The following is a 20,546-nucleotide window of genomic DNA, read 5'->3' as shown; positions in this document are numbered from 1 at the left end:
GTCACGGCTTATCAGCCATATTGAAACATGGCGTTACGGCGGCTCGTGCCACAATTGGAACTGCGAAGTGACGCCGCGGATGGAACAGAGGCTCGTCTGCCATTTCGTCGGCCAAGGCGGGAAACCGGAAAAACCGCAATGTTCCCCGTGCCCATCGTGTCCGGTTGACACGCGGCGTCACTGCTAGAAGTAACACTGCAAACGCCCAAGGGCTGCACGATAGCGACAATTTGAGCGACCGTGTTTCTGCCCCATTGCCGTCCTGCCCGGGCCACACTGGCTCCCTAGCGTTTGTTGGTATCCGCAGCAAATCGGGGGGCATTCCGATGACTGCCTTGACCATCCGTTCGTCCGTCCTGGACGACGACATCTCCAGCGCGCTGGAGCGCGAGAAAAGCCTGTTCGTGGCCCGCAACACCGATCGTTGCAGCCACCTCCTGGTCCGCTTCGGGCCGGACGAGGCCGACAACGACAGCTTCATGATCAGCGCGGCCTTCACGCTTGATGCGGCGCGCAACTGGCATCGGGTCGAAGTGGCGGTGCCGATGCAGGAACTGCGGCGCGAGGACGGGCCGGACCGCGGCCTGATCACCGCCTTTGGCGAACTCGATGAAGGGATCAGCGCGGCACGCATAGCCCGGCTGTTCGCCCCGCTGTCCGTAGCCCAGCGCATGGCCGGGGGGCGTCGCGACTAATTGCAACCGATGGTGGCCGTTATCACGGCCGGGGAGCACATATGAAGACCTGCTGGTTCATCGTCATCGAAAGCATGGACTCCTGGTGGGTCGACTGCGAGGGCAAGTCCTATGGCCCATTCGATACTCGGGATGACGCCCAGAACGAGGCGAGGCGGATCGCCATCACCTATGGCGACGAGGGCCGCCGCTCCGAGGTGTTCGCGCCCGCCACCGACGGCACCCATCGACGCATCTGGGTCGGCCCTGATCCGGGCCGCTAGCGCTGGTCGTTGTAGGGCACCTTCACCGAACCGACGCGGCGGGCGAGCGCCGAGAACGATAGCGCGCCGTCGTCGGCGACGGTGGCATTGGCCATGCGCAGCAGCCGCGCGGGGAACGCCAGGGCATCGCGCTCCGCCGGCCGGAGATTCTCCACAGAGCGATTGTCGTTGATGGCGGTCTGTTCCGCCGCGCGCATGGCGTCGTCGACTTCCTGGCGGGACACCAGCCCCTTGCTGATCATGGTCTCGTGCATTGCCGCGATGACCAGGTAGAGGCCTTCGAGCTGCAGGTTGGCAGTGTTCATGGCTCTGCGTCCTTCCCTCTCACTGAAAGAGGCGGGCTGTAGCCCGCCTCCATTCGATGCTGCGCCAATCCTCAGCGGATGAACAGTACGATGATGATGATCAGCCAGATGGGAACGCCCAGCAGCCAGAGTCCAAGTCCTCTCAGCATTGTTCTTCTCCTCTCTGTCAGACCCGACGGAACACCGAGTGAAACGCGGTGCCCTTGTCGCGGTGATTGCCACCTTGCTGCGCGGCCCAGAACGCGCCGACGGCGCTGACCAGCAGCGAGGCGGCAGTCAGGAAGGCGGCGACGATGCCGGTCTTGCGAGCGGTCTCGGCGGCAGCCGCGGCGTCAGCCTTGGCCTTGTCGACGGCAGTCATTACGTCGTTGACACGCGTGGTCGCTTCTTCAGCGGTGAGGCCGGTGTTGGCCGCAACCACCTGGGCCAGGTAGGCCTTGTCGGGATCGCTCACCGATCCGGCGAGGGCGCCCTGGGCGATGATCCGTCCGGCTTCGCCACGAACCGCAGTGGTGTCAGTCGCAGGTGCGGCGGGCGCGGCGGTTGGCGAGGGCCGGAACAGCGTATCAACGAAGTAGGCGTTGGGATCGATGACGCTACCGGCGTCGTCAGCAACGGTGGCCGCGGCGTTGGTCAACGTCGCCGCCGCGCCTCCGACGGCATTCGCCGCCGCGGTGATGCCACCGACGGCAATCAGTCCGCCGACGACAAGCGCGCCACCCCAGACGAGCAGGCCATGCGCACCATCACGCACGTCGACCTCGTCTTCGTTGGCATCATGGTGACGCCGGCGCAGCCGTCCAGTCACATAGGCGCCGGCCATGAAGCTGGACACTTCGACCCAGAGTAGCCAGAGCGCCGCTGCGATCGCGATCCAGATCGGTGCAACATCGGGGCCGGCGTGGAAGTTGACGAAGCTGAGCCCGATCGCCGAACCGAAGCTGAGCAGCACCAGCGAGATTGCCGAAGCAATCACGATACCGGCGATGATTGCCGGCCAGTCGACATAGGAACTGTTGTCGACATTGACGGCTGGGGGCGCCGTGACGATGACATCTGTAACCGAGGGAATGGTCATGGTGCGTCCCTCAACGAAGGCCGAAGAAGGACAGTACCGCCAGGATCACGACCACGAGGCCGACCAGATAGATAATGCCGTTCATTTTCTTGTTGTCTCCTTGACCTTTACGGTCATGGAGAAAGTCGGATCGAGGCCATTGGTTGCGCCAGATCGGTAGATATTCCTAGTCGGCGTCCTTGGTGTGCCGATCGATCTGTTCGAGAGTGCTTTGATCGCGTTCGACGCGGTCGGCGATCATCTTCTTGAGCTTGTGTAACTCTTGGCCGGTCAGGTCCTCGGCGCCGATCAGCCGGTTGTCCGCCTTGCGTACTGCGAGGATCAGGTCGTCGAGCTTTGCTTGCACGGCCTCGCCGTCGCGGTTCTGTGTGTGCTGCACCACAAACACCATGAGGAAGGTGATAATGGTGGTCGCGGTGTTGATCACCAGCTGCCAGGTTTCCGAGAATCCGAAGAACGGCCCGCTCGCCGCCCACAGGACGATGAGCCCGCAGGCAAGAGAGAAGGCCACCGGCTTGCCGGCGCCTCGGGAAACGAGGTTGGAGAAGCTGTGGAAGAAACTCTGAGACATGATCGAGCCCTGCATCTGTGACGCGTGGCTATCAATCGATGGGGTGTGCAGCGAGTTCCATGGCGCTTGGCCTTGAAACTGCGCGAAAAGTGGTACGCCCGGATCGCCCGCAGAGCTTAGCGATGCGTGTGGCACGGTTTGTGGCACGCCCTCGTAGCGCGGTGCACCGCCAACTAAGATCAGCTGACCGTGCGCCGACCAAGCACGATCGCCGTCGCTAACGAAGTATCAGCGTCGCCATCGTTAGGGCCCGCTTCGCGCCAAAGCGGACTGTGATCCTTTTTGCGCATGGCTCGCCGATGCGATCAGCCAGTATCCGTTGGGAGGCGCTCCTGATCCAGCCTAAGGGCCCCCTCTAAGTCATCCGCTCGGACCTCCAGTGCTTTCACGCCGCCAGTGTTCGGCAGGATTATCGTTCTTGTCAGAAGATGTGCGGTCCAGGAAACGTCCAGGAGCTCTGCCTGACACGGACTTCGAACGTCCCCGGATTGTGTGGTTGCTCGAGGCCTGGAAGGGCGAATGGGTGACGGAAGGTCACCCATTCGGTTGTGGCGGTGTCGGATGACATGGTTCGCTCTCCTCGCTGACTATGTGGACGAAGCTGGCTCCATCGCATCGAGCAGCGCATCGACGCGGATGGTTGCGAAGTTCGAGAAGGTGTCCGACACAGCGTAGGGCAGAATGATGCGGGCGCCGTGACGAATAGCGCCGCAGGTATAGACGACGTTGGGGACGTAGCCCTCGCGCTGCGATGGATCCGGATAGACCAGCGGCTCGCGCGAGCGGGCGAGGACCTTCGTGGGGTCGTGCTTGTCGAGCAGTGCGGCGCCGATGGCGTAGCGGCGGACCGGGCCGACGCCGTGGGTGAATAGCAGCCAGCCTTCGTCGAGTTCGATCGGCGAGCCGCAATTGCCGATCTGCACGAACTCCCAGGGCCATTCTGGCTTCAGGATCGGCATGCCACCCTCCCAGGTGAGCAGGTCGTCGGAATAGATCAGGTAGAGGTTCTCGTTGTCCTGCCGGCCGATCATGGCGTAGCGACCGCCGATCTTGCGAGGGAACAGCGCCATGCCCTTGTTGCCAGCAGCACTGCCTTTGAGAGCGCGCATTCGGAAGCTGGCGAAGTCCTGTGTCTCGAGCAGTTCCGAGCGGATGCCGCGGCCGTCATAGGCGGTGTAGGTGGCGTAGTAGGTCTTAGTTCCCTCATCCTCGAAGCCGACGAAGCGTGCATCCTCGATGCCGTTCGACTGAAACGAGGTCATCGGAAAGATGACCCGCTCGCTGATGTCCTCGCCGGCGTTGAAGGCGAACTCCACCGGCTCGTCGCTAAAGGGCGGAATCGGCGTCTTGAGGCGCGGCATGCTCGCCAGCCGAGCCGTCGGATCGATGGCGACGCTGCCATCCTTCGAGATCGTGCCGGCCCGGAATGTCAGCGACGACACATGCCCCTCTCCCACCGCCCGTAGGCTCAGGATGAAGCGCAGTCCACCAGGTGGGGCGAGGCTCTGATCGGGGTGAGCAACGATGCTCGGATTGAACAGCGCCGAGGACTCGAACGAGTACTCGTGGAGGAAATAAGCGCCGATCAGCTGGCGCTGAACCGGGGTGAACACCAGGTGTTCCGAAAACGCCTCTTCCATTTCGATGGCGCGGGCATCGAACCCGGCGAGCAGGTTCCGGTGCCGTCCGTCGAAATTGTGCAGCACATCCTTGAGCTGCTGCGACGCACTTTCGGCATCGAGCGAGAGGACGCGATCGACGATGTGATTGGCGCGGGTCTTTTCGTGCGGCTTCAGGTCTTTCGGCTCGGTGGCTGGCTTGAACGGCCGGACGATCACCCGAGCCGGATCAGGTCGCAGGTAAAGTGCCTGCCGGTTGAGGAAGGTGACTGGCGACAAGGCGACCTCTGAACTGTTGATGATGTGGTCTCGCGGGGCGGTACAGCAGCGGCAGCGGCTGCAAGACGTCGACGCGTTCGATACGCCGCATGTCAGCGAGTCCGAGCAGGTACGAGACGACGGACTCGCCGCCACAGTTCTCGTTCGGACGGTCCGGATGGAGACCGTCCTTGCAGCTGCCGGTCTCGACATCGACCAAGGGCTTGCCCAGGTCGTTGCTGCCGCGGAACCACGCGAAGGCGCGCCGGGCGGCAGCGCGCCAGCGATCGTCGCCGGTGGTTTTCCAGGCTTCGAGGCAGGCGGCTATGGTCGCTGCAGCTTCGACCGGCTGCTGGTCGAAGGCCTTGGGCGGTTGCCGGACGTCTCCAAAACCTTCGGTGCCGACCGGGCGGAACAGCCCGGATGGGGAGGTCTGTCGCTGCAGCAGCCAATCGAGGGTCCGCAGCCCAGCCTCCGCGTAGCCGGGCAATCCGGTCGAACGGCCGCAGACGATCAGCGCCTCGCAGATGCGGGCGTTGTCGTAGGCGAGCCCTTCCTCGAACCACACCCAGTCGCGGGTCTCGACGTGGCGCAGCAGAGCGACGAGCCGATAGGCCAGCCGCAGGCGGAACTGCGAGGCGAAGTCGTCGCCTGACTGCACCTCGCAATATGCATTGAGCCCGAGCAAGGTGAACGCCCAAGCCCGCGGCGAGCCGAAGCTCTCCACCGGCGGCAGCGCTTCGGCGAACAAGGCTGCGGCCCAATGCCTACGTGTTGCGCTGACATCATCGCGGGCGGTGACACCGAGCGCCCACAGCGTGCGGCCGTGGCTGTCCTCGGAGCCCTGCTCCTCCAGCCAGCGGCGGTCGAAGCCCATGAAGTTGCGGAAGCGCTTGGTGTCGCGATTGAAGGCGTGCTGAACGAAGGCGGCATAGGCCGAAGTCATGGCCTCGGGCAACTGGTCGGCAGTGAAGCCGTGCAGCGAATTGGCAAGCAGCAGTCCGCGGGCATTGTCGTCGACGCAATAGCCGTGCGAGCGGTCCGGAATGGTGTGGATGGCGTGCTGGAACAGTCCGGTGTCGTCGGTCATCGCCTGCAGGTGGCCGATCGAAATCGGCGGCAGGAGCCGGCCATCACCCGGCGGCGTCATGATGTGGATGCGGGCCGGTTGCGGCGCCTGTCGCTTTTTGGCGACCGCCTGGAACAGCTCCAAGTAGCGCTCGGCAGTCTGCGTCCAGGTCATCGAACGGCTGGCGGCATAGGCGCGGTTTCGCATCGCGCGGTGTAGCGGCTCATTGCCGAGCACGTCGGCAATTTGGGCACCCATTGTCGCGGCGTCACCGAACGGCACCAGTATGCCGCGATTGTCCGCCAACAATTCCAATGCATGCCAGTAGGGCGTCGAGACCACGGCCTTACCGAGCCCGAAGCTGTAGGCCAGCGTACCCGACGTCATCTGCGCCTGGTTTAGATACGGCGTGACGTAGACGTCGCACATCGAGATGTATTCGAGCAGCGTCGGCCGGTCGACGAACTGGTCGAGGAACACGACGTGCTTGGATATCCCGAGGTCCGCTGCGCGCGCTACGAGACCCTCGCGATAGGTCTCGCCCTGGTCGCGAACGAGGTTGGGATGGGTGGCGCCAAGCACGACGTAGACCGCATCGGGCCGGCTCTTCAGCACCGCCGGCATAGCATCGATCATTACCTCGATGCCCTTATTCGGCGACAACAGACCAAAGGTGAGGATCACGGTCTTGCCGGCAAAGCCGAGCCGCTCCTTGGCGCCGTCGGGTTCGACGAAGGCGAAATCTGGAATGCCGTGGGGGATCACCCCGATCTTCTCAGGCGCCGCGTCATAGCTGCCGATCAGCAACTCGCGGCCTTTCTCGGCCATCACGACGATGCGGACAGAGATCGCGAGGATTCGTTCCATAACCAGGCGCTGTGAGGGGCTCGGCGACGCCAGCACTGTGTGAAGCGTGGTGACTACCGGAACGGTGAGCCGATCGAGCAGCTTGAGGATATGTGCGCCCGCCTCGCCACCGAAGATGCCGAATTCGTGCTGGAGCGAGACCGCATCATACTCACCCGCGTTGATGATCTGGGCAGCGCGGACGTAGTCTTCCTCATGCTCTTGCCGCACCTCAAAGCTCACGACCGGAGGGTAGACGTAGTCCCGCCCGCTATCGGTCATGGCGACGATGGCCGTCTCAATGCCGATCGGCGAGGCAGCGACCGCTTGCTGCAGATCGGTGGTGAAGGTGGCTATGCCGCAGCGACGCGGCAGTGAGTTGCCGATGAATGCTACGCGGTGGATGGCCTTCATGACTGCCCGCTCCACGGCAGCGTCGGCGCGCCCTTGGAGGAGCGGCCGAGGCCCAGCTCCGGAAAGCGCTCCGCCATCACCTCCATCGGGATGCCGTTACGGCTCTGCAGCAGGGCGGCAATCGGGCTGTTGGCGACATAGGCCATCAGCCCCTTGGCACCGCGCTCGCCGGTGCGGACCGTCGCTCGGTGCCCCTTGAGAAACATTGCTTCGCCGGAGGCGACCTGCATCAGGTCGAATGCCGCCTCGCCCTCGAGGATCAGCACCCAGGTTTCGCTCATCGCATCGACTTCCCAATGCGAGTTGGGCGCGAGGTCGATGCGCTCCAGAACGAAGTAGGGGCTCTGCGCCATTACATTGCGCACATCGGACAACCGGGTCGGGGCGAGCTGCGCGGTCGCCGGTCCGGGGGTAGATGCTCCGACACCGCCATCGAGATGCAGCTCACGCTGCCGGCCGTAGTCGAACAATCGGAATGTCGCGTCGCTGCGCTGCTGGATCTCGGCAATGACGAGGCCCGCGCCAATGGCATGGATGGTCCCCGCCGGGACCAGCAAGGCCTCATCAGCCTTTACCTCCTGCCATTGCACCAGCTCGGGGATCGAGCCGTCGGCGATGGCGGCGCGCAGCTGCGGCGCCGTCAGCTCGCGCTTCAGTCCGAGAGCGACCCGTCCCTCCGCGGTGGCGGAGAGCACGTACCAGGCCTCGGTCTTGCCGTGCGGCAGGCCGATGGACTTGGCGAACGTATCGTCCGGGTGCACCTGGATGGAAAGAGGTTCATCGGTGAAGAGGAGCTTCAACAGCAGCTCCGGTTCCGGCGCGTTACGGTCAGCACGCTGGAACCAAAGCTCTCCTACGGCGACGCCATCGTGACCGAGTTCGCTCCACGGCCGCAGGTCGGTCTTGCCCCAGGGTTTGCGCACCACCGTCGTCGATGAAAGTTCCATGGTCATGGCAAGTCTCCTGGGGTGGTGGGGGCGATGGGCGGGGCGTCGATGACGCCGCTATGCGCGCTTCTTGTTCGATGGGGAACTGGAGAGATTGGCCTTGGCCAGCAGTCCATCGGTGGCGGCCGGCGCCGCCACCTTGATCTGCTTGGGCTTCTTGGCTTCGCGATTGCTGTGTTTCTGGCTCTTGGCCATAGCAGGCTCCTTGCACCGATGGTGCGGTTGGGAACGACGGTGGGGGTAGGGGTCAGACCGATGCGAATGCCCGCTCGGCGAGGTGCGGGTGAGCGGCAGCGACGCCGAAGCCCCGGCGGCTCGCATAGAAGCCGCGGCTCGCCAATGCCGTCGAAACACCATCGCAGTGGCCGGCGAACATGGCGTCGTCGTTCGAAACGGTCGCGATGTAGCGCCAGGGCTGTCCTGTAGGATGGTGCGGCAGCGCCGCAGGGTTGTCCGCGTCGCCGACGAGAGACGGACCACCAGCCCGCGCCCCGAGTGGGGCGCCGGTTGCATAAATCTTCAAAAGCACTTGATGTCCTAAGTCTGCCCAGCGTGCCGAGAAATCACGGCACACCGATATCAATCAGCTCGGGCAGCAGGGAGCTTTATAGCTCTGCGCCTTTTCAGGCGCGTTGTCCAATTTATTCGGGATCGCAATTATCGCGGGCCAGACCAGATACTTTTGAGGTGGACGTAAAAGCTTTAGCTATCGGCAGTTTAGCTCGCTACTCGAACGAATTTGTGGGACGCGCCGGTAAACCGAGTGATATGCCCGCCCCAAGGAGGAGCGCCGATGGCCACCATGTACTTCGTCCAGGGCTTCCGCTCGAAAGGGCGAAAGCTCGAGCCCGACCTGCCGCAACCCGCCAGAAGCCCCGAGGCAGCAATCGCCGCCGCCGAACGATTGTCGCCGACACGCTCAGGCGTCTGGGCCTACTCCGCCAACATCGACCAGGAAACCGACACCTACGACGAACCACGCGAGCTGTTTCGTAGCGGCACCCTGCCTCCCGGGCTGGGGGAATAGCAGCTTGCCTGTTCGGGGCACTTCGACCGGAACCGACATCGACCCTTATTTGTTCGCTTCCTGCAGCACCATACCCGTACTGCGGTCAGGCGCCGCTTCCTCGGTCCCCACTCCCACCTCCTGGCCTAGGTACCCACCCGCAACCCGACCGCACGGCCCGCATCAAGGCTGCGCTGCGGAACCCGGAAGGGTACGACGCCCGGTCGCTGCCGGCTCAGAAGTTCCACGCCCAGATCATCTCGTTCGACCGAGCGGCGTGATCTACACACTGGCACAAATCTGGCACAGAAAGTAACTCTCTGACTGGAGAGTTCCTTAATAACGGCTCTAAAGTACTGAGTTGATTGGAGGATTTTGGTACGCCCGGATGGATTCGAACCATCGACCATCCGATTAAAAGTCGGATGCTCTACCACTGAGCTACGGGCGCCCGGGGCGGGATATGATCCCGCACATGTCAACGATCCTGCCACCTGGGCGGATCGGCGCGGAACATAGGCATTGTGCCCCTGCTGTCAATTGCTATCGGCGAATGGCCGTCAGTTGAGCAGTGGAACCGGCTGGCCGGCATAGGGGGTGGGCTCGCACGGCACACCCGCGCGATCGAGCCGGGCGCAGAGTTCGACGGCGGAGGCGCGGTCGACCAGCGGGCCGGCGACGATGATCTTGCCGTCGGTGCCGTCCTTGTCCGCGAGCACCGGCGACAGGCCCACCAGCATGGTGCCGACCTGCGCAAGCATCTCCTGCCACTGCGCCTCGGCAGTGTCGGGCTGCACGGGGAAACCCAGCGCGACGCCGGGAGCGGTGCCGTCGGGAATGAGGGGCTGCGGCATGGTGCCGGCGAGCGGCACGACCTTCAGCTTCACCTCGTCCGAACCGGGGAGGAGGGGACGCTGCTGCACGGAGACGGAGCCACCGTCGGTTTCGAAGGTCAGGGTCTTGCCGGCGGTGATGGAGCCGGTGGGGGTGTTGTCGACGGCAGTGGGCGCCTTGGCTTCGGCGGCGCGCTCCAGCAGCTTGGGCACGCTGATTTCCAGCGCACCGACGCGCTGGGTCACGGCGCCCGCGGCTTCCTCGTTCATCGAGAAGCGCTGCAGCAATTGGGTGTTGTCGCGCTTCATCTTCGACGTCTCTTCCTCGAGCGTCGCGACTTGGCTATGAAGCTGGTTGAGGGTCGAGCCCTCTAGGCGCGAGGCATGCAGCGCGCCGTAGACGCTAGCAGGGATCAGGCCGGAGAGATTTGCGCCAAGGATTGCCACGGCCCAGATGCCGAGCGCCGTGATGCCCCACAGGGTGACGTCCACCGAACGAAACTGATCAGCTGCCTTGGCCAAAAGTCATATCCCTCCAAAGCCCACGAATCAGGGCCATTTGTGACTTTACCACTCCGTAACCGTGTTATCGGATTCCCAACAACTTGCTGCCATAAACACGGGGGAAACGATGACCCTGAAGAGGGCCCCTCATGACTGAATTGCTGTCGATCATCCTGGCTGCGGGCGAAGGCACCCGCATGCGCTCGGCCGTGCCGAAGGTGCTGCACCAGGTGGGAGGCCTCTCTATCGTCGGCCATGTCGTCAATGCCGCGATAACAGCGGGTTCGAGCCGTGTTGCGGTGGTGACCGGGCCGGGACACGACGCGGTGCGGGAGGCGATCAACGTCTTCGCTCCTGCGGTACAGTTCTTCGAGCAAACCGAGCGCAAGGGTACCGGTCACGCCGCAGCCATGGCACGCCCGGCGTTCGCCGATTTTGGCGGCTACATTGCCGTCATCTATGGCGATCACCCGCTGCTGCGCCCGGAGAACTTCCGGGGAGTGCTCGATCGGCTGGACGCCGGGTGGGACGCGGCGATTCTCGGCTTCGAGCCACCCGATACGCTGACTTATGGCCGGCTGATCACTGACGGCGAGCGCCTCCTTGCCATTCGCGAGCACAAGGACGCGACGCCCGAGGAGCGCGAGATCGGGCTCTGCAATGCCTGCATTCTCACCTTCCGCGCCGAAGTGTTTCGCTCGCTAATCGACAAGCTCGATGCGAACAACGCTGCGGGGGAGTACTACCTCACCGATCTGGTCGAGCTCGCCAATGCCGCCGGCTACAACGTGAGCTACGCGGTCGCGCCGGAAGTGGATGTGATGGGCGTCAACGACCGGGCGCAGCTCGCTCGGGCCGAGGCGCAGTTTCAGGAACTGCGGCGCGACGATTTCATGCGCGCGGGGGTGACGCTGAAAGATCCGGCGTCGGTGTATTTCTCGTACGACACCGAGATCGGGCGGGACGTGACGATCTTCCCGAACGTGGTGTTCGGCCCGGGCGTGAAGATTGCCGACGGGGTCGAGATCCGGGCGTTCTGCGATATCGAGGACGTGAAGATCGGCGAGGGCTCGAGCATCGGGCCGTTCGCGCGCATCCGCGGTGCTGCGGAACTGGGCAAGGACGTGCACCTGGGCAACTTCGTCGAGGTGAAGAAGTCGGTGCTCCATGACGGCGTGAAAGCCGGGCACCTGAGCTATCTGGGCGACGCCGAGATCGGGGCGAAGACCAACATCGGGGCCGGGACCATCACCTGCAACTATGATGGCGTGAACAAATCCAAGACCACCATCGGAGCGAACGCCTTTATCGGCTCGAACTCGTCGCTGGTGGCACCGGTGACTATCGGCGACGGCGCGTATATCGCTTCGGGTAGCGTCGTCACCCATAATGTCGAACCGGATGCACTGGCCATCGGCCGGGCCCGGCAGGAGAACAAGGCTGGTTATGCGCCCAAGCTGAAGGCGCGTGCTGAAGCCGTCAAACGCGCCAAAGCTGGCAAGTAGGGAGGCTCATATGTGCGGCATCGTCGGGATCATCGGGACGGAACCGGTCGCGCCGCGGCTGGTCGATGCGCTGAAGCGGCTCGAGTATCGCGGCTATGACAGCGCCGGGGTCGCGACGATCGACGGTGGCCAGATCGGCCGCCGCCGTGCCGAGGGTAAGCTCGGCAACCTCGCAGCGAAGCTGAGTTTCGAACCGCTCAACGGCAATATCGGCATCGGCCACACCCGCTGGGCGACACACGGGGCGCCGACCGAGGGCAACGCGCATCCGCACGCGACCGACAAGGTGGCGGTGGTCCACAACGGCATCATAGAGAATTTCCGCGAGCTGCTCGCCGACCTCGCCAAGGACGGCTACCTGCCGAAGACGCAGACCGACACGGAATCCGTGGCGCTGTGGGTCACCCGCGAGATCGATCGCGGCCTCGATCCCGAAATGGCGGTGGCGCGGACGCTGAAAGAGCTGCGCGGGGCCTTCGCTCTGGCCTTCATGTTCAAGGGCGAAGATGCGCTGCTGATCGCGGCTCGCAGCGGTGCGCCGCTGGCCATCGGCTATGGTACAACCGAGATGTACCTGGGCTCGGACGCAATGGCGCTTGCCCCGTTCACCTCGCGGCTGAGCTATCTGCTTGACGGAGATTGGGCCGTGCTGACCAAGAGCGGCGTCACCATCCGCGATGGCTCCGACGCGATCGTGCAGCGCGAGATGCTGGTTTCGGCTGCCTCGGCGCTGCTGGTCGACAAGGGCAACCACCGCCACTTCATGGCAAAGGAAATCTACGAACAGCCCGAGACCGTCTCGCACACGCTCAGCCACTATGTGGACATGGGCGCCGAGAAGGTGGCGCTGCGCGAGACGCTGCCGTTCGATTTCGCTCAGCTGTCGCGGCTGACCATTTCGGCCTGCGGCACGGCGGCGTTTGCCGGTACGGTCGCGAAATACTGGTTCGAGCGCTATGCGCGGCTGCCAGTCGATGTCGACGTGGCGTCGGAGTTCCGTTATCGCGAGCCGCCGCTGGAGAAGAACGGGCTGAGCCTGTTCATTTCGCAGTCGGGCGAGACGGCGGATACCCTCGCGGCGTTGCGCTATTGCGCCGGGCAGGGGCAGCACATCGCCTCGCTGCTGAACTCGCCGGAATCGACCATGGCGCGCGAGAGCCAGGTGGTATTTCCGACGCTGTGCGGTCCCGAGATCGGTGTCGCCTCGACCAAGGCGTTCACGGCGCAACTGACGGCACTCGCCAGCCTTGCGATCGCGGCGGGCGTGGCGCGGGGTACCATCGGGCCTGCGCAGGAAGCCGAACTGGTGCGGAGCCTCACCACGCTACCGGCTGCCATCTCGGCAGCGCTGGCGCTCGAGGGGCACGTCGAAGCCATCGCCAAGCGGCTGTCCAAGGCCAAGGACGTGCTCTATCTCGGCCGCGGCCAGATGTTCCCGATTGCCATGGAAGGTGCGCTGAAGCTCAAGGAACTGAGCTACATCCACGCCGAAGCTTACCCCGCGGGCGAACTCAAGCACGGTCCCATCGCGCTGGTCGATGAACTGATGCCGGTGATCGTCGTCGCGCCGTCCGACGAGCTGATGGCCAAGACCCTGTCAAACATGCAGGAAGTCGCGGCGCGCGGCGGCAAGATCATTTTGATCACCGACGAAGTCGGGCAGCAGACCGTGGGTCCCGACGTGGCGGAGGTTATCGTGCTCCCCAAGGTCGCGAGCTTCGTCGCGCCGATCCTGGCGACGATCCCGGTGCAGCTGCTGGCCTATCATACGGCGTCGTTCATGGGCACGGACGTCGACCAGCCGCGCAATCTCGCCAAGAGCGTCACGGTTGAATAAGCCATTCTTCGAGGCAGAGCCCGAACTGAACGTTCATGGCGAGCCGCTGAAGCCGTGTTCGCTCAACCCGCTGACCGGGTTCTTCCGTAACGGCCATTGCATGACTGGGCCGGAGGATGTCGGCCGGCACACGGTGTGCGCCGAGATGACTGCCGAGTTCCTGGCGTTCTCGAAGTCCCGCGGCAATGACCTCAGCACACCGATACCTGAATATGCGTTCCCGGGCCTCAAGCCGGGCGATCGTTGGTGCCTCGTCGCCTTGCGTTGGATCGAGGCCCTGGAGGCCGGGATGGCGCCCAAGGTCGTGCTCGAGGCGACGCATCAGTCAGTGCTCGAATATGTCGAGCTCGAGGTGCTGAGGAAGTACGCGATCGACTAGTCGGGGATGAGGCGCTTCCCGAAGCTGTAGGACGCGTGCTGCTCGTAGCCTTGGCGCACGTAGTAGGCGGCGACGGCCTCGTTCTCGGCGCGAACCAGTAGGTTGAGCTTGGGGCAGCCCATTGCGGTGAGTAACCGCTCGAGTTCGGCGAGAAGCGCGGCGCCGTAGCCCTTGCCGGCATGCCCCTCGGATGCCGCGAGATAATAGACCGAGCCGCGATGTCCATCGTAGCCGCCCATGGCGGTCGCGACGATCTGCCCGTCCAACTCGCCGACGAGGAACAGCTCGGGCTGCACGGCGAGTTTGCGCTCGATGTCCTTCAGCGGGTCGTTCCAGGGCCGCGTCAGGCCACGCGCCTGCCACAGTGCAATGACCGCGTCGGTATCGCGGCGATCGAAGGGGCGGATATGCATGGGCTAGCCCGCTCTCAGCAAAGGGATCGCGAGGTCTTTGCGGAACAGATAGAGCAGGGTGCGCAGCGCCTCGCCATCCGTACCCGTAAGTCCGGGGTTACGCGTCAGCGCATCCTTGGCGTCTTCGTGAGCCCACTCGAGCAGATGGCGGTGCACGTCGGGGACGGCGAGGTGGTAGCCGGGCATGCCGGACTGGCGGGTGCCGAGCACGTCGCCCTGGCCACGGAGCTCGAGGTCCTTCTCGGCGATGACGAAGCCGTCTTCGGTGCCCTTGATGGTCTCGAGGCGGGCCTTAGCGGTTTCGCTCAGCGGCTCCTTGTAGAGCAGCAAGCAGGCCGAGCGCTGGCTGCCGCGTCCGACGCGGCCGCGGAGCTGGTGGAGCTGCGCGAGGCCGAAGCGTTCGGCATGCTCGATGATCATGATGGTGGCGTTGGGAACGTCGACGCCGACCTCGATGACAGTGGTGGCGACGAGCACCTTGGCTTCGTTGCGCTGGAAGCGATCCATCGCTTCCGCCTTGGCGGTGGCGCTCATGCGGCCGTGGATCAGCACCACCTGGTCGCCGAAGACCTTCTTCAGCTCCGCGAAGCGATCCTCAGCGGCGACGACTTCGAGATGCTCGCTCTCCTCGACCAGCGGGCAGACCCAGAAGGCTTGCGCGCCTTCCTCGATGCGTGAGGCGAGCCGCTGGATCACTCGGTCGTACTCACCGATCGACAGCACGGCGGTGTCGATCGGCTGCCGGCCGCGCGGTTTTTCGCGCAGGATGCTGACGGCCATGTCGCCGAAATGGGTGAGCACCAGTGTGCGTGGGATCGGGGTGGCCGTCATGACGAGGAGGTCGGCGTGTGAACCCTTTTCGCTGAGCGCGAGGCGCTGGTGGACGCCGAAGCGGTGCTGCTCGTCGACGACGGTCAGGCCCAGGTTGTGGAACTCGACGCCGGACTGGAACAGCGCGTGGGTGCCGACGACGATGCTGGTCGAGCCATCGGCAATGCCCGAGAGCACGGCGCGGCGTTCGGCGGCGCTCATCTTGCCGGTGAGCAGCACGATGCCGAGACCGACCTGGTCGCACAGCGGCTTCAGCGTCTTGTAGTGCTGGCTGGCGAGGATTTCGGTCGGCGTCATCAGTGCCGACTGCGCACCGCTCTCGGCCATCCCGGCCATCGCCATCAGCGCCACCACGGTCTTGCCGGCGCCGACGTCGCCCTGCAGCAGGCGGGACATGCGCTCGGGCGCGGCGAGGTCGTTGCGGATGTCCTCGACGGCGAGGCGCTGGCCTTCGGTGAGGGTGTAGGGCAGGGCGGCCTGCACCCTGGCGGTAATCTCGCCGGTAAACGTGCGGGCGATGCCGCGTGGGGCGATCAGCTGCGAGCGGACGATCAGCAGCGCCAGCTGGCCGGCGAGGTACTCGTCATAGGCGAGGCGCATGCGGTTCTTCGACCAGAGCTGCGCGTCCTCCGGATCAACCGGCGCATGCGACGAAGTCATGGCGGCGCGGAAGGTGGGCCAGCCGAACTCGGTGATACGCTGGGCGGGCATCCATTCGGGGAGATCGGGCAACGACTCGAGCACCTGGCGGGTGAGCTTGATCAGGGCGCGGGAACTCAGGCCCTGGGTGAGCGGATAGACCGGCTCGACCAGCGGCATGTCCTCGAACTTGTCGGCCTCGACGACGTAGTCGGGGTGGGTGATCTGTTTTTCGCCCTGGAAGAAGCCGATGGTGCCGGAGACGTAGCGCGTCTCGCCGACCGGCAGGAGTTTCTCCACCCAGCCGCCCTGTGCCCGGAAATACACCAGCTGGATCTCGCCGGTCTCGTCATGCGCGAACACGCGGTGTGGGATGTTCGGACGACCCTTGGGCGGCGGCTGATGGCGGTCGATGTGGAGCTTCAGCGTCGCGATGTTGTTGTGCACGGCGCCGGCGATGCCATCCATGCGGCGGCGATCGACGATGCCGGTCGGCATGTGCATCAACAGGTCGAGCGCGATCGCTTCTTGTCCCTCGGGTGCGCCGAAGAAGCGGGTGAGCAGCGCGGACAGTTGCGGCCCCACGCCCTTGATGGAGTGGAGCGAGCGAAACAGCGGATCGAGGGCAGGCGGACGGGACACGAGTCGGGGAACCTCCGGGCCAGAACCTAGCCGAGACAGTTCAGGTCTGCCACGTGACAGAGGGTCGATATCCGCGTAAACACGCCATCCACATCCCCGAGACCACCCAATCATGGCCCTTCAAAAAGACGCCGGTGAAGAATTGTCTATGCGGCTCCGGCGCCTCCGCTATCGCGCCTGGCACCGCGGCACCAAGGAGATGGACCTGATGCTCGGGCCCTACGCAGATGCCCGGCTGGGGGAGATGGAGGTTGCGGAACTCGATCGCTTCGAGACGCTTCTGGAGGAGGCGGACACCGATCTCCTCAAGTGGCTGATGGGGCAGGAGCCGACGCCCGCCGACGCCGACGCCGAACTGCTCGCCGATTTGCTCAAGTTCCGAACCGCCAAATGACCGACCAGCGCGCCGACCGCACGATCGCCAACGTCCCCGACGGCATGCAGCCGGTGGTGCTCGCGCGCCTGGTCGAGGACCGGCTGAAGGCCGCACCCGATGCGACCGTGAGCGCGGTGTTCGTCGCCCGCGACGGCCGGCGGCTGCAGCGCATGGTGGAGATCCTTGAGCAGATGATGCCGGGGCACCAGATCCTGACGCTGCCGGCATGGGACTGCCTGCCGTATGACCGGGTGTCGCCGAACGGCGTGACCATCGCGGCGCGGATGACGACGCTCTCGACCGTCGCCAGCGGTGCGGCGAAAGGCGCGATCGTCCTCACCACGGTCAACGCGCTGGTGCAGAAGTTGCCGCCGCGCGACGCAGTGGCGGGGATGAGCTTTGCTGCCGCGGCGGGGCAGGTGGTGGACAGCGAGAAGCTGATCGCCTGGGCCTCGGGCAATGGCTATCTGCGCGTGCCGACGGTGCGCGAGACGGGTGAATACGCGGTGCGCGGCGGGTTGATCGACCTGTACCCGGCCGGCGTCGAGTTTCCGCTGCGCTTCGACTTCTTCGGGAAGCAACTGGAGACCATCCGGACCTTCGATCCGGATACGCAGCGCACCACCGGCAACCTGAAGCGCATCGCGCTGGCGCCAATGAGCGAAGTTCTCCTCAGCGACGAGGCGATCCGTCGCTTCCGGGCACGCTACACCACGATGTTCGGCGGAAATACCGTCGATGATCCGCTCTATGCGGCGGTGAGCGCTGGGCAGCGCTACCCGGGCGTCGAGCACTGGATGGCGTTTTTCTACGACGAGTTGGACCACCTCGGCGCCTATGCCGGCGATGCACCGTTCGTGTTCGACGATCAGGCGAGGGAAGCGTTCGCCGACCGGCAGACGCAGGTTTCCGACTACTATCAGGCGCGCGAGGATGCGCGGCACGAGAAGCAGTCCTCGCAGGGCGCCGCCCCGTATAAGCCGGTACCGCCGGAGCAGCTCTACGAGATGGAGCGGCATCCCTACGCGCTGGCACCGGACAGGGGCGTGGTGCAGCTGTCGCCGTTCGCGACGCCCGACATGAAGCATGCCGACGATGCCGGTGGGCGCGTAGCGCCGAGCTTCGCCGCAGAGCGGCAGGCGCAGGACGTCAACCTGTTCGAGTCGGTGGTGAACCTGTTCCGCGCCGAGCGGAAGAAGGCGCGGAAGACCATCATCGCGTGCTGGTCGGAAGGTTCCCGCGACCGCATGGCGCAGGTGCTCGCCGATCATGGTCTTGCGCATCCGCGCCTGGCCGAGAACTGGCGCGACGCGGAGACGACATCGCCGGAGACCACGGCGCTGGTGGTGCTGGGGCTCGAGACCGGCTTCCAGACCGACGACATGCTGGTGCTGTCCGAGCAGGACATCCTCGGCGAACGCCTGCTGCGGCCACAGAAGCGCAAGCGGGCCTCGGATGCGCTGACCGAAGCCGCTGGCCTCGCCGCCGGCGACCTCGTGGTGCACGTCGATCACGGCATCGGGCGGTTCCTCGGGCTAAAGACCATCGAGGTGCAGGGCGCGCCGCACGATTGCGTCGAGATCGAGTACGCGCAGAACACCAAGCTCTATCTGCCGGTCGAAAATATCGAGCTGCTGTCGCGCTATGGCGCAGACGCGATCATCGAGCTCGACAAGCTCGGCGGCGTGGCGTGGCAGGCCAAAAAGAGCAAGCTCAAGAAGCGCATCCGCGACATGGCGGAGCAACTGATCAAGATCGCAGCGCTGCGGCAGCTGTCGACCGTGCAGCCGATGGACGTGCAGCCGGCGCTCTACGAGGAGTTCGCGGCGCGGTTCCCGTACGACGAGACCGAGGATCAACTGGCGGCGATCAACGCCGTGTTCGAGGACCTGTCGTCGGGCCGCGTGATGGACCGGCTGGTGTGCGGCGACGTCGGCTTCGGCAAGACCGAAGTGGCGCTGCGGGCCGCGTTCGCAGTGGCGATGTCAGGGCGGCAGGTGGCGGTGGTGGTGCCGACGACGCTGCTGTCGCGGCAGCACTTCAAGACCTTCACCGAGCGCTTCTCCGGGTTGCCGCTTAGGATCAGGCAGGCGTCGCGTCTGGTCTCTTCGAACGAGCTGAAATCGACGAGGGAAGAGCTGACCAAGGGCACCGTCGACATTGTCATCGGCACCCACGCGCTGCTCGCGAAATCTATCCAGTTCAAGGATCTCGGGCTTCTCATCATCGACGAGGAGCAGCACTTTGGCGTCGGCCACAAGGAGCGGCTAAAGGAGCTGAAGGGCAATGTGCACGTCCTGACGCTGACCGCGACACCGATCCCGCGCACCCTGCAGCTGGCGCTCACCGGCGTGCGCGACCTGTCGCTCTTGGCGACGCCCCCGATCGACCGCTTGGCCATCCGCACGTTCGTTTCGCCTTTCGATCCGCTGAGCGTGCGCGAGGCACTGCTGCGCGAGAAGTATCGCGGCGGGCAGGCGTTCTACGTAGTGCCCAAGATCAAGGACCAGCCCGATATCGCCGAGTTCCTGCGCCAGCAGGTGCCGGAGGTCAGCTACGTCGTGGCCAACGGCCAGATGCCGCCGAGCGAGCTCGACGACATCATGAACAACTTCTACGACGGCAAGTTCGACGTGCTGGTGGCCACCACGATCGTCGAATCGGGCCTCGATATCCCGAACGCCAACACGCTGGTGGTGCACCGGGCCGACAATTTCGGGCTCGCACAGCTGTACCAGATCCGCGGCCGCATCGGCCGGGCCAAGCAGCGCGCCTATGCGCTGTTTACGATCCCGCCGGACCGCAAGCTCAACGACACGGCTGAGAGGCGGCTGACGGTGCTGCAGTCACTGGAAACGCTCGGTGCAGGTTTCCAGTTGGCGAGCCACGATCTCGATATCCGCGGCGCCGGCAACCTGCTTGGCGACGAGCAGTCGGGCCACATCCGCGAGGTCGGTTTCGAACTCTACCAGGCGATGCTGGAAGAGGCGGTGGCGGCGCTGCGCGACGGCGATGCCGAGTACGAGGATCGCGGCGAGTGGAGCCCGACAATTTCGCTGGGCATGCCCGTGATGATCCCCGAGTACTATGTGCCCGACCTGCAGCTCAGGATGCAGCTCTATCGTCGTCTCGGCGATCTCTCGGATGCGCGCGAGATCGACGCGGCCGGTGCCGAGCTGATCGACCGCTTCGGGCCGTTGCCGGAAGAGGTCGAGGCGCTGCTGAAGGTCATCCTCGTGAAGGCGCTGTGCCGCACGGCCAATGTCGAGAAGGTGGATGCCGGCCCGAAGGGCGCGGTCGTGACCCTGCGGCACAAGGAATTCCCGAACCCCGCCGGACTGGTACGCATGGTCTCCGACCCGCAGATGCAGGTCCGGATCAAACCCGATCAGAAACTCGTGTTCAGTCGTGACTGGCCGAGCCCGGAGGCGCGGCTGAAGGGAACGGCGGCAATTCTGTCAAGGATGGCCCGGCTGGCCTCGGAGTCAGGCGCTGCGGCAACACTTGCAGGTTAAA

19 protein-coding genes and 1 tRNA gene are annotated in these 20,546 nt (G+C 64.7%); 8 read left to right on the top strand and 12 right to left on the bottom strand.

What is annotated here, in order from left to right; all coding sequences use genetic code 11:
• The first annotated feature begins 326 nt into the window (after positions 1 to 326).
• Both AC1DV8_RS16610 and AC1DV8_RS16605 read left to right on the top strand, forming a co-directional pair.
• Positions 327 to 695: a hypothetical protein gene (locus AC1DV8_RS16610; RefSeq protein WP_477158204.1), complete on the top strand. Its 369-nt coding sequence runs from the start codon at positions 327 to 329 to the stop codon at positions 693 to 695.
• A gap of 41 nt (positions 696 to 736) precedes the next feature.
• Positions 737 to 958, top strand: coding sequence for a hypothetical protein (locus AC1DV8_RS16605; protein WP_477151995.1), 222 nt, complete (start codon positions 737 to 739; stop codon positions 956 to 958).
• On the opposite strand, the gene AC1DV8_RS16600 is transcribed toward AC1DV8_RS16605, so the two are convergent.
• The 8 genes from AC1DV8_RS16600 to AC1DV8_RS16565 form a co-directional block, all read right to left on the bottom strand.
• On the bottom strand, positions 955 to 1,263 hold the full coding sequence (locus AC1DV8_RS16600; protein ID WP_477158203.1) for a hypothetical protein: 309 nt from the start codon (positions 1,261 to 1,263) through the stop codon (positions 955 to 957). The genes AC1DV8_RS16605 and AC1DV8_RS16600 overlap by 4 nt on opposite strands.
• A 166-nt stretch (positions 1,264 to 1,429) precedes the next feature.
• A complete protein-coding gene (locus AC1DV8_RS16595; RefSeq protein ID WP_477158202.1) occupies positions 1,430 to 2,341 on the bottom strand; it encodes a hypothetical protein in 912 nt (303 codons plus the stop codon).
• A gap of 166 nt (positions 2,342 to 2,507) precedes the next feature.
• On the bottom strand, positions 2,508 to 2,912 hold the full coding sequence (locus AC1DV8_RS16590) for a low affinity iron permease family protein (RefSeq protein WP_477151992.1): 405 nt from the start codon (positions 2,910 to 2,912) through the stop codon (positions 2,508 to 2,510).
• Between the two features lie 587 nt (positions 2,913 to 3,499).
• The gene (locus AC1DV8_RS16585; RefSeq protein ID WP_477158201.1) at positions 3,500 to 4,810 is read right to left on the bottom strand and encodes a glycoside hydrolase family 130 protein; all 1,311 of its coding nucleotides are present in this window, start codon (positions 4,808 to 4,810) and stop codon (positions 3,500 to 3,502) included.
• Positions 4,761 to 7,118, bottom strand: a complete 2,358-nt coding sequence (locus AC1DV8_RS16580; RefSeq protein WP_477158200.1) for a glycosyltransferase family 4 protein — start codon at positions 7,116 to 7,118, stop codon at positions 4,761 to 4,763. The genes AC1DV8_RS16585 and AC1DV8_RS16580 overlap by 50 nt, the downstream gene beginning before the upstream one ends.
• A complete protein-coding gene (locus AC1DV8_RS16575) occupies positions 7,115 to 8,071 on the bottom strand; it encodes a class I mannose-6-phosphate isomerase (protein ID WP_477151989.1) in 957 nt (318 codons plus the stop codon). Before AC1DV8_RS16575 ends, AC1DV8_RS16580 begins: the two co-directional genes overlap by 4 nt.
• 51 nt (positions 8,072 to 8,122) lie before the next feature.
• Positions 8,123 to 8,260: a hypothetical protein gene (locus tag AC1DV8_RS16570; RefSeq protein WP_477151988.1), complete on the bottom strand. Its 138-nt coding sequence runs from the start codon at positions 8,258 to 8,260 to the stop codon at positions 8,123 to 8,125.
• A gap of 52 nt (positions 8,261 to 8,312) precedes the next feature.
• Positions 8,313 to 8,588 (bottom strand): hypothetical protein, encoded by a 276-nt coding sequence (locus tag AC1DV8_RS16565; RefSeq protein ID WP_477158199.1) that lies wholly within the window; start codon positions 8,586 to 8,588, stop codon positions 8,313 to 8,315.
• Positions 8,589 to 8,858: 270 nt separating this feature from the next.
• Between AC1DV8_RS16565 and AC1DV8_RS16560 the strand changes: the two genes are divergently transcribed.
• On the top strand, positions 8,859 to 9,092 hold the full coding sequence (locus AC1DV8_RS16560) for a hypothetical protein (protein WP_477158198.1): 234 nt from the start codon (positions 8,859 to 8,861) through the stop codon (positions 9,090 to 9,092).
• A gap of 355 nt (positions 9,093 to 9,447) precedes the next feature.
• Here the strand turns inward: AC1DV8_RS16560 and AC1DV8_RS16555 are convergent.
• Together AC1DV8_RS16555 and AC1DV8_RS16550 are read right to left on the bottom strand one after the other, a co-directional pair.
• A tRNA-Lys gene (locus tag AC1DV8_RS16555) sits at positions 9,448 to 9,522 on the bottom strand.
• Between the two features lie 109 nt (positions 9,523 to 9,631).
• Positions 9,632 to 10,426 carry a hypothetical protein gene (locus tag AC1DV8_RS16550; protein WP_477158197.1) on the bottom strand — a complete coding sequence of 265 codons (795 nt, stop codon included), beginning with the start codon at positions 10,424 to 10,426 and terminating at the stop codon, positions 9,632 to 9,634.
• Positions 10,427 to 10,557: 131 nt separating this feature from the next.
• Between AC1DV8_RS16550 and glmU the strand changes: the two genes are divergently transcribed.
• The 3 genes from glmU to AC1DV8_RS16535 are packed head-to-tail and all read left to right on the top strand — an operon-like array spanning position 10,558 to position 14,129.
• Positions 10,558 to 11,913, top strand: coding sequence for a bifunctional UDP-N-acetylglucosamine diphosphorylase/glucosamine-1-phosphate N-acetyltransferase GlmU (gene glmU / locus AC1DV8_RS16545; protein ID WP_477158196.1), 1,356 nt, complete (start codon positions 10,558 to 10,560; stop codon positions 11,911 to 11,913).
• 10 nt (positions 11,914 to 11,923) lie between these two features.
• Positions 11,924 to 13,750: a glutamine--fructose-6-phosphate transaminase (isomerizing) gene (glmS, locus tag AC1DV8_RS16540; protein WP_477158195.1), complete on the top strand. Its 1,827-nt coding sequence runs from the start codon at positions 11,924 to 11,926 to the stop codon at positions 13,748 to 13,750.
• Positions 13,743 to 14,129 carry a DUF2237 family protein gene (locus AC1DV8_RS16535; RefSeq protein ID WP_477149111.1) on the top strand — a complete coding sequence of 129 codons (387 nt, stop codon included), beginning with the start codon at positions 13,743 to 13,745 and terminating at the stop codon, positions 14,127 to 14,129. The genes glmS and AC1DV8_RS16535 overlap by 8 nt, the downstream gene beginning before the upstream one ends.
• Here the strand turns inward: AC1DV8_RS16535 and AC1DV8_RS16530 are convergent.
• Positions 14,126 to 14,542, bottom strand: coding sequence for a GNAT family acetyltransferase (locus AC1DV8_RS16530; RefSeq protein WP_477158194.1), 417 nt, complete (start codon positions 14,540 to 14,542; stop codon positions 14,126 to 14,128). The two genes, AC1DV8_RS16535 and AC1DV8_RS16530, sit on opposite strands and share 4 nt — an antisense overlap.
• Before the next feature lie 3 nt (positions 14,543 to 14,545).
• Positions 14,546 to 16,654 (bottom strand): ATP-dependent DNA helicase RecG, encoded by a 2,109-nt coding sequence (gene recG / locus AC1DV8_RS16525; RefSeq protein ID WP_477158193.1) that lies wholly within the window; start codon positions 16,652 to 16,654, stop codon positions 14,546 to 14,548.
• A gap of 148 nt (positions 16,655 to 16,802) precedes the next feature.
• Between recG and AC1DV8_RS16520 the strand changes: the two genes are divergently transcribed.
• Together AC1DV8_RS16520 and mfd are read left to right on the top strand one after the other, a co-directional pair.
• Positions 16,803 to 17,048, top strand: coding sequence for an FAD assembly factor SdhE (locus AC1DV8_RS16520; protein WP_477149114.1), 246 nt, complete (start codon positions 16,803 to 16,805; stop codon positions 17,046 to 17,048).
• On the top strand, positions 17,045 to 20,545 hold the full coding sequence (mfd, locus tag AC1DV8_RS16515; RefSeq protein WP_477158192.1) for a transcription-repair coupling factor: 3,501 nt from the start codon (positions 17,045 to 17,047) through the stop codon (positions 20,543 to 20,545). The genes AC1DV8_RS16520 and mfd overlap by 4 nt, the downstream gene beginning before the upstream one ends.
• Position 20,546 lies beyond the last annotated feature (1 nt).

This window comes from Devosia sp. P3_B2, from assembly GCF_056402875.1.
This window is presented reverse-complemented; position numbering and strand designations above follow the sequence as displayed.

Bases quoted from the DNA above. Each gene is read 5' to 3' on its own strand.
- AC1DV8_RS16610 (WP_477158204.1), top strand. From the start codon at position 327: ATGACTGCCTTGACCATCCGTTCGTCCGTCCTGGACGACGACATCTCC.
- AC1DV8_RS16605 (WP_477151995.1), top strand. From the start codon at position 737: ATGAAGACCTGCTGGTTCATCGTCATCGAAAGCATGGACTCCTGGTGG.
- AC1DV8_RS16600 (WP_477158203.1), bottom strand. From the start codon at position 1,263: ATGAACACTGCCAACCTGCAGCTCGAAGGCCTCTACCTGGTCATCGCG.
- AC1DV8_RS16595 (WP_477158202.1), bottom strand. From the start codon at position 2,341: ATGACCATTCCCTCGGTTACAGATGTCATCGTCACGGCGCCCCCAGCC.
- AC1DV8_RS16590 (WP_477151992.1), bottom strand. From the start codon at position 2,912: ATGTCTCAGAGTTTCTTCCACAGCTTCTCCAACCTCGTTTCCCGAGGC.
- AC1DV8_RS16580 (WP_477158200.1), bottom strand. From the start codon at position 7,118: ATGAAGGCCATCCACCGCGTAGCATTCATCGGCAACTCACTGCCGCGT.
- AC1DV8_RS16575 (WP_477151989.1), bottom strand. From the start codon at position 8,071: ATGACCATGGAACTTTCATCGACGACGGTGGTGCGCAAACCCTGGGGC.
- AC1DV8_RS16570 (WP_477151988.1), bottom strand. From the start codon at position 8,260: ATGGCCAAGAGCCAGAAACACAGCAATCGCGAAGCCAAGAAGCCCAAG.
- AC1DV8_RS16560 (WP_477158198.1), top strand. From the start codon at position 8,859: ATGGCCACCATGTACTTCGTCCAGGGCTTCCGCTCGAAAGGGCGAAAG.
- glmU (WP_477158196.1), top strand. From the start codon at position 10,558: ATGACTGAATTGCTGTCGATCATCCTGGCTGCGGGCGAAGGCACCCGC.
- glmS (WP_477158195.1), top strand. From the start codon at position 11,924: ATGTGCGGCATCGTCGGGATCATCGGGACGGAACCGGTCGCGCCGCGG.
- AC1DV8_RS16530 (WP_477158194.1), bottom strand. From the start codon at position 14,542: ATGCATATCCGCCCCTTCGATCGCCGCGATACCGACGCGGTCATTGCA.
- AC1DV8_RS16520 (WP_477149114.1), top strand. From the start codon at position 16,803: ATGCGGCTCCGGCGCCTCCGCTATCGCGCCTGGCACCGCGGCACCAAG.
- mfd (WP_477158192.1), top strand. From the start codon at position 17,045: ATGACCGACCAGCGCGCCGACCGCACGATCGCCAACGTCCCCGACGGC.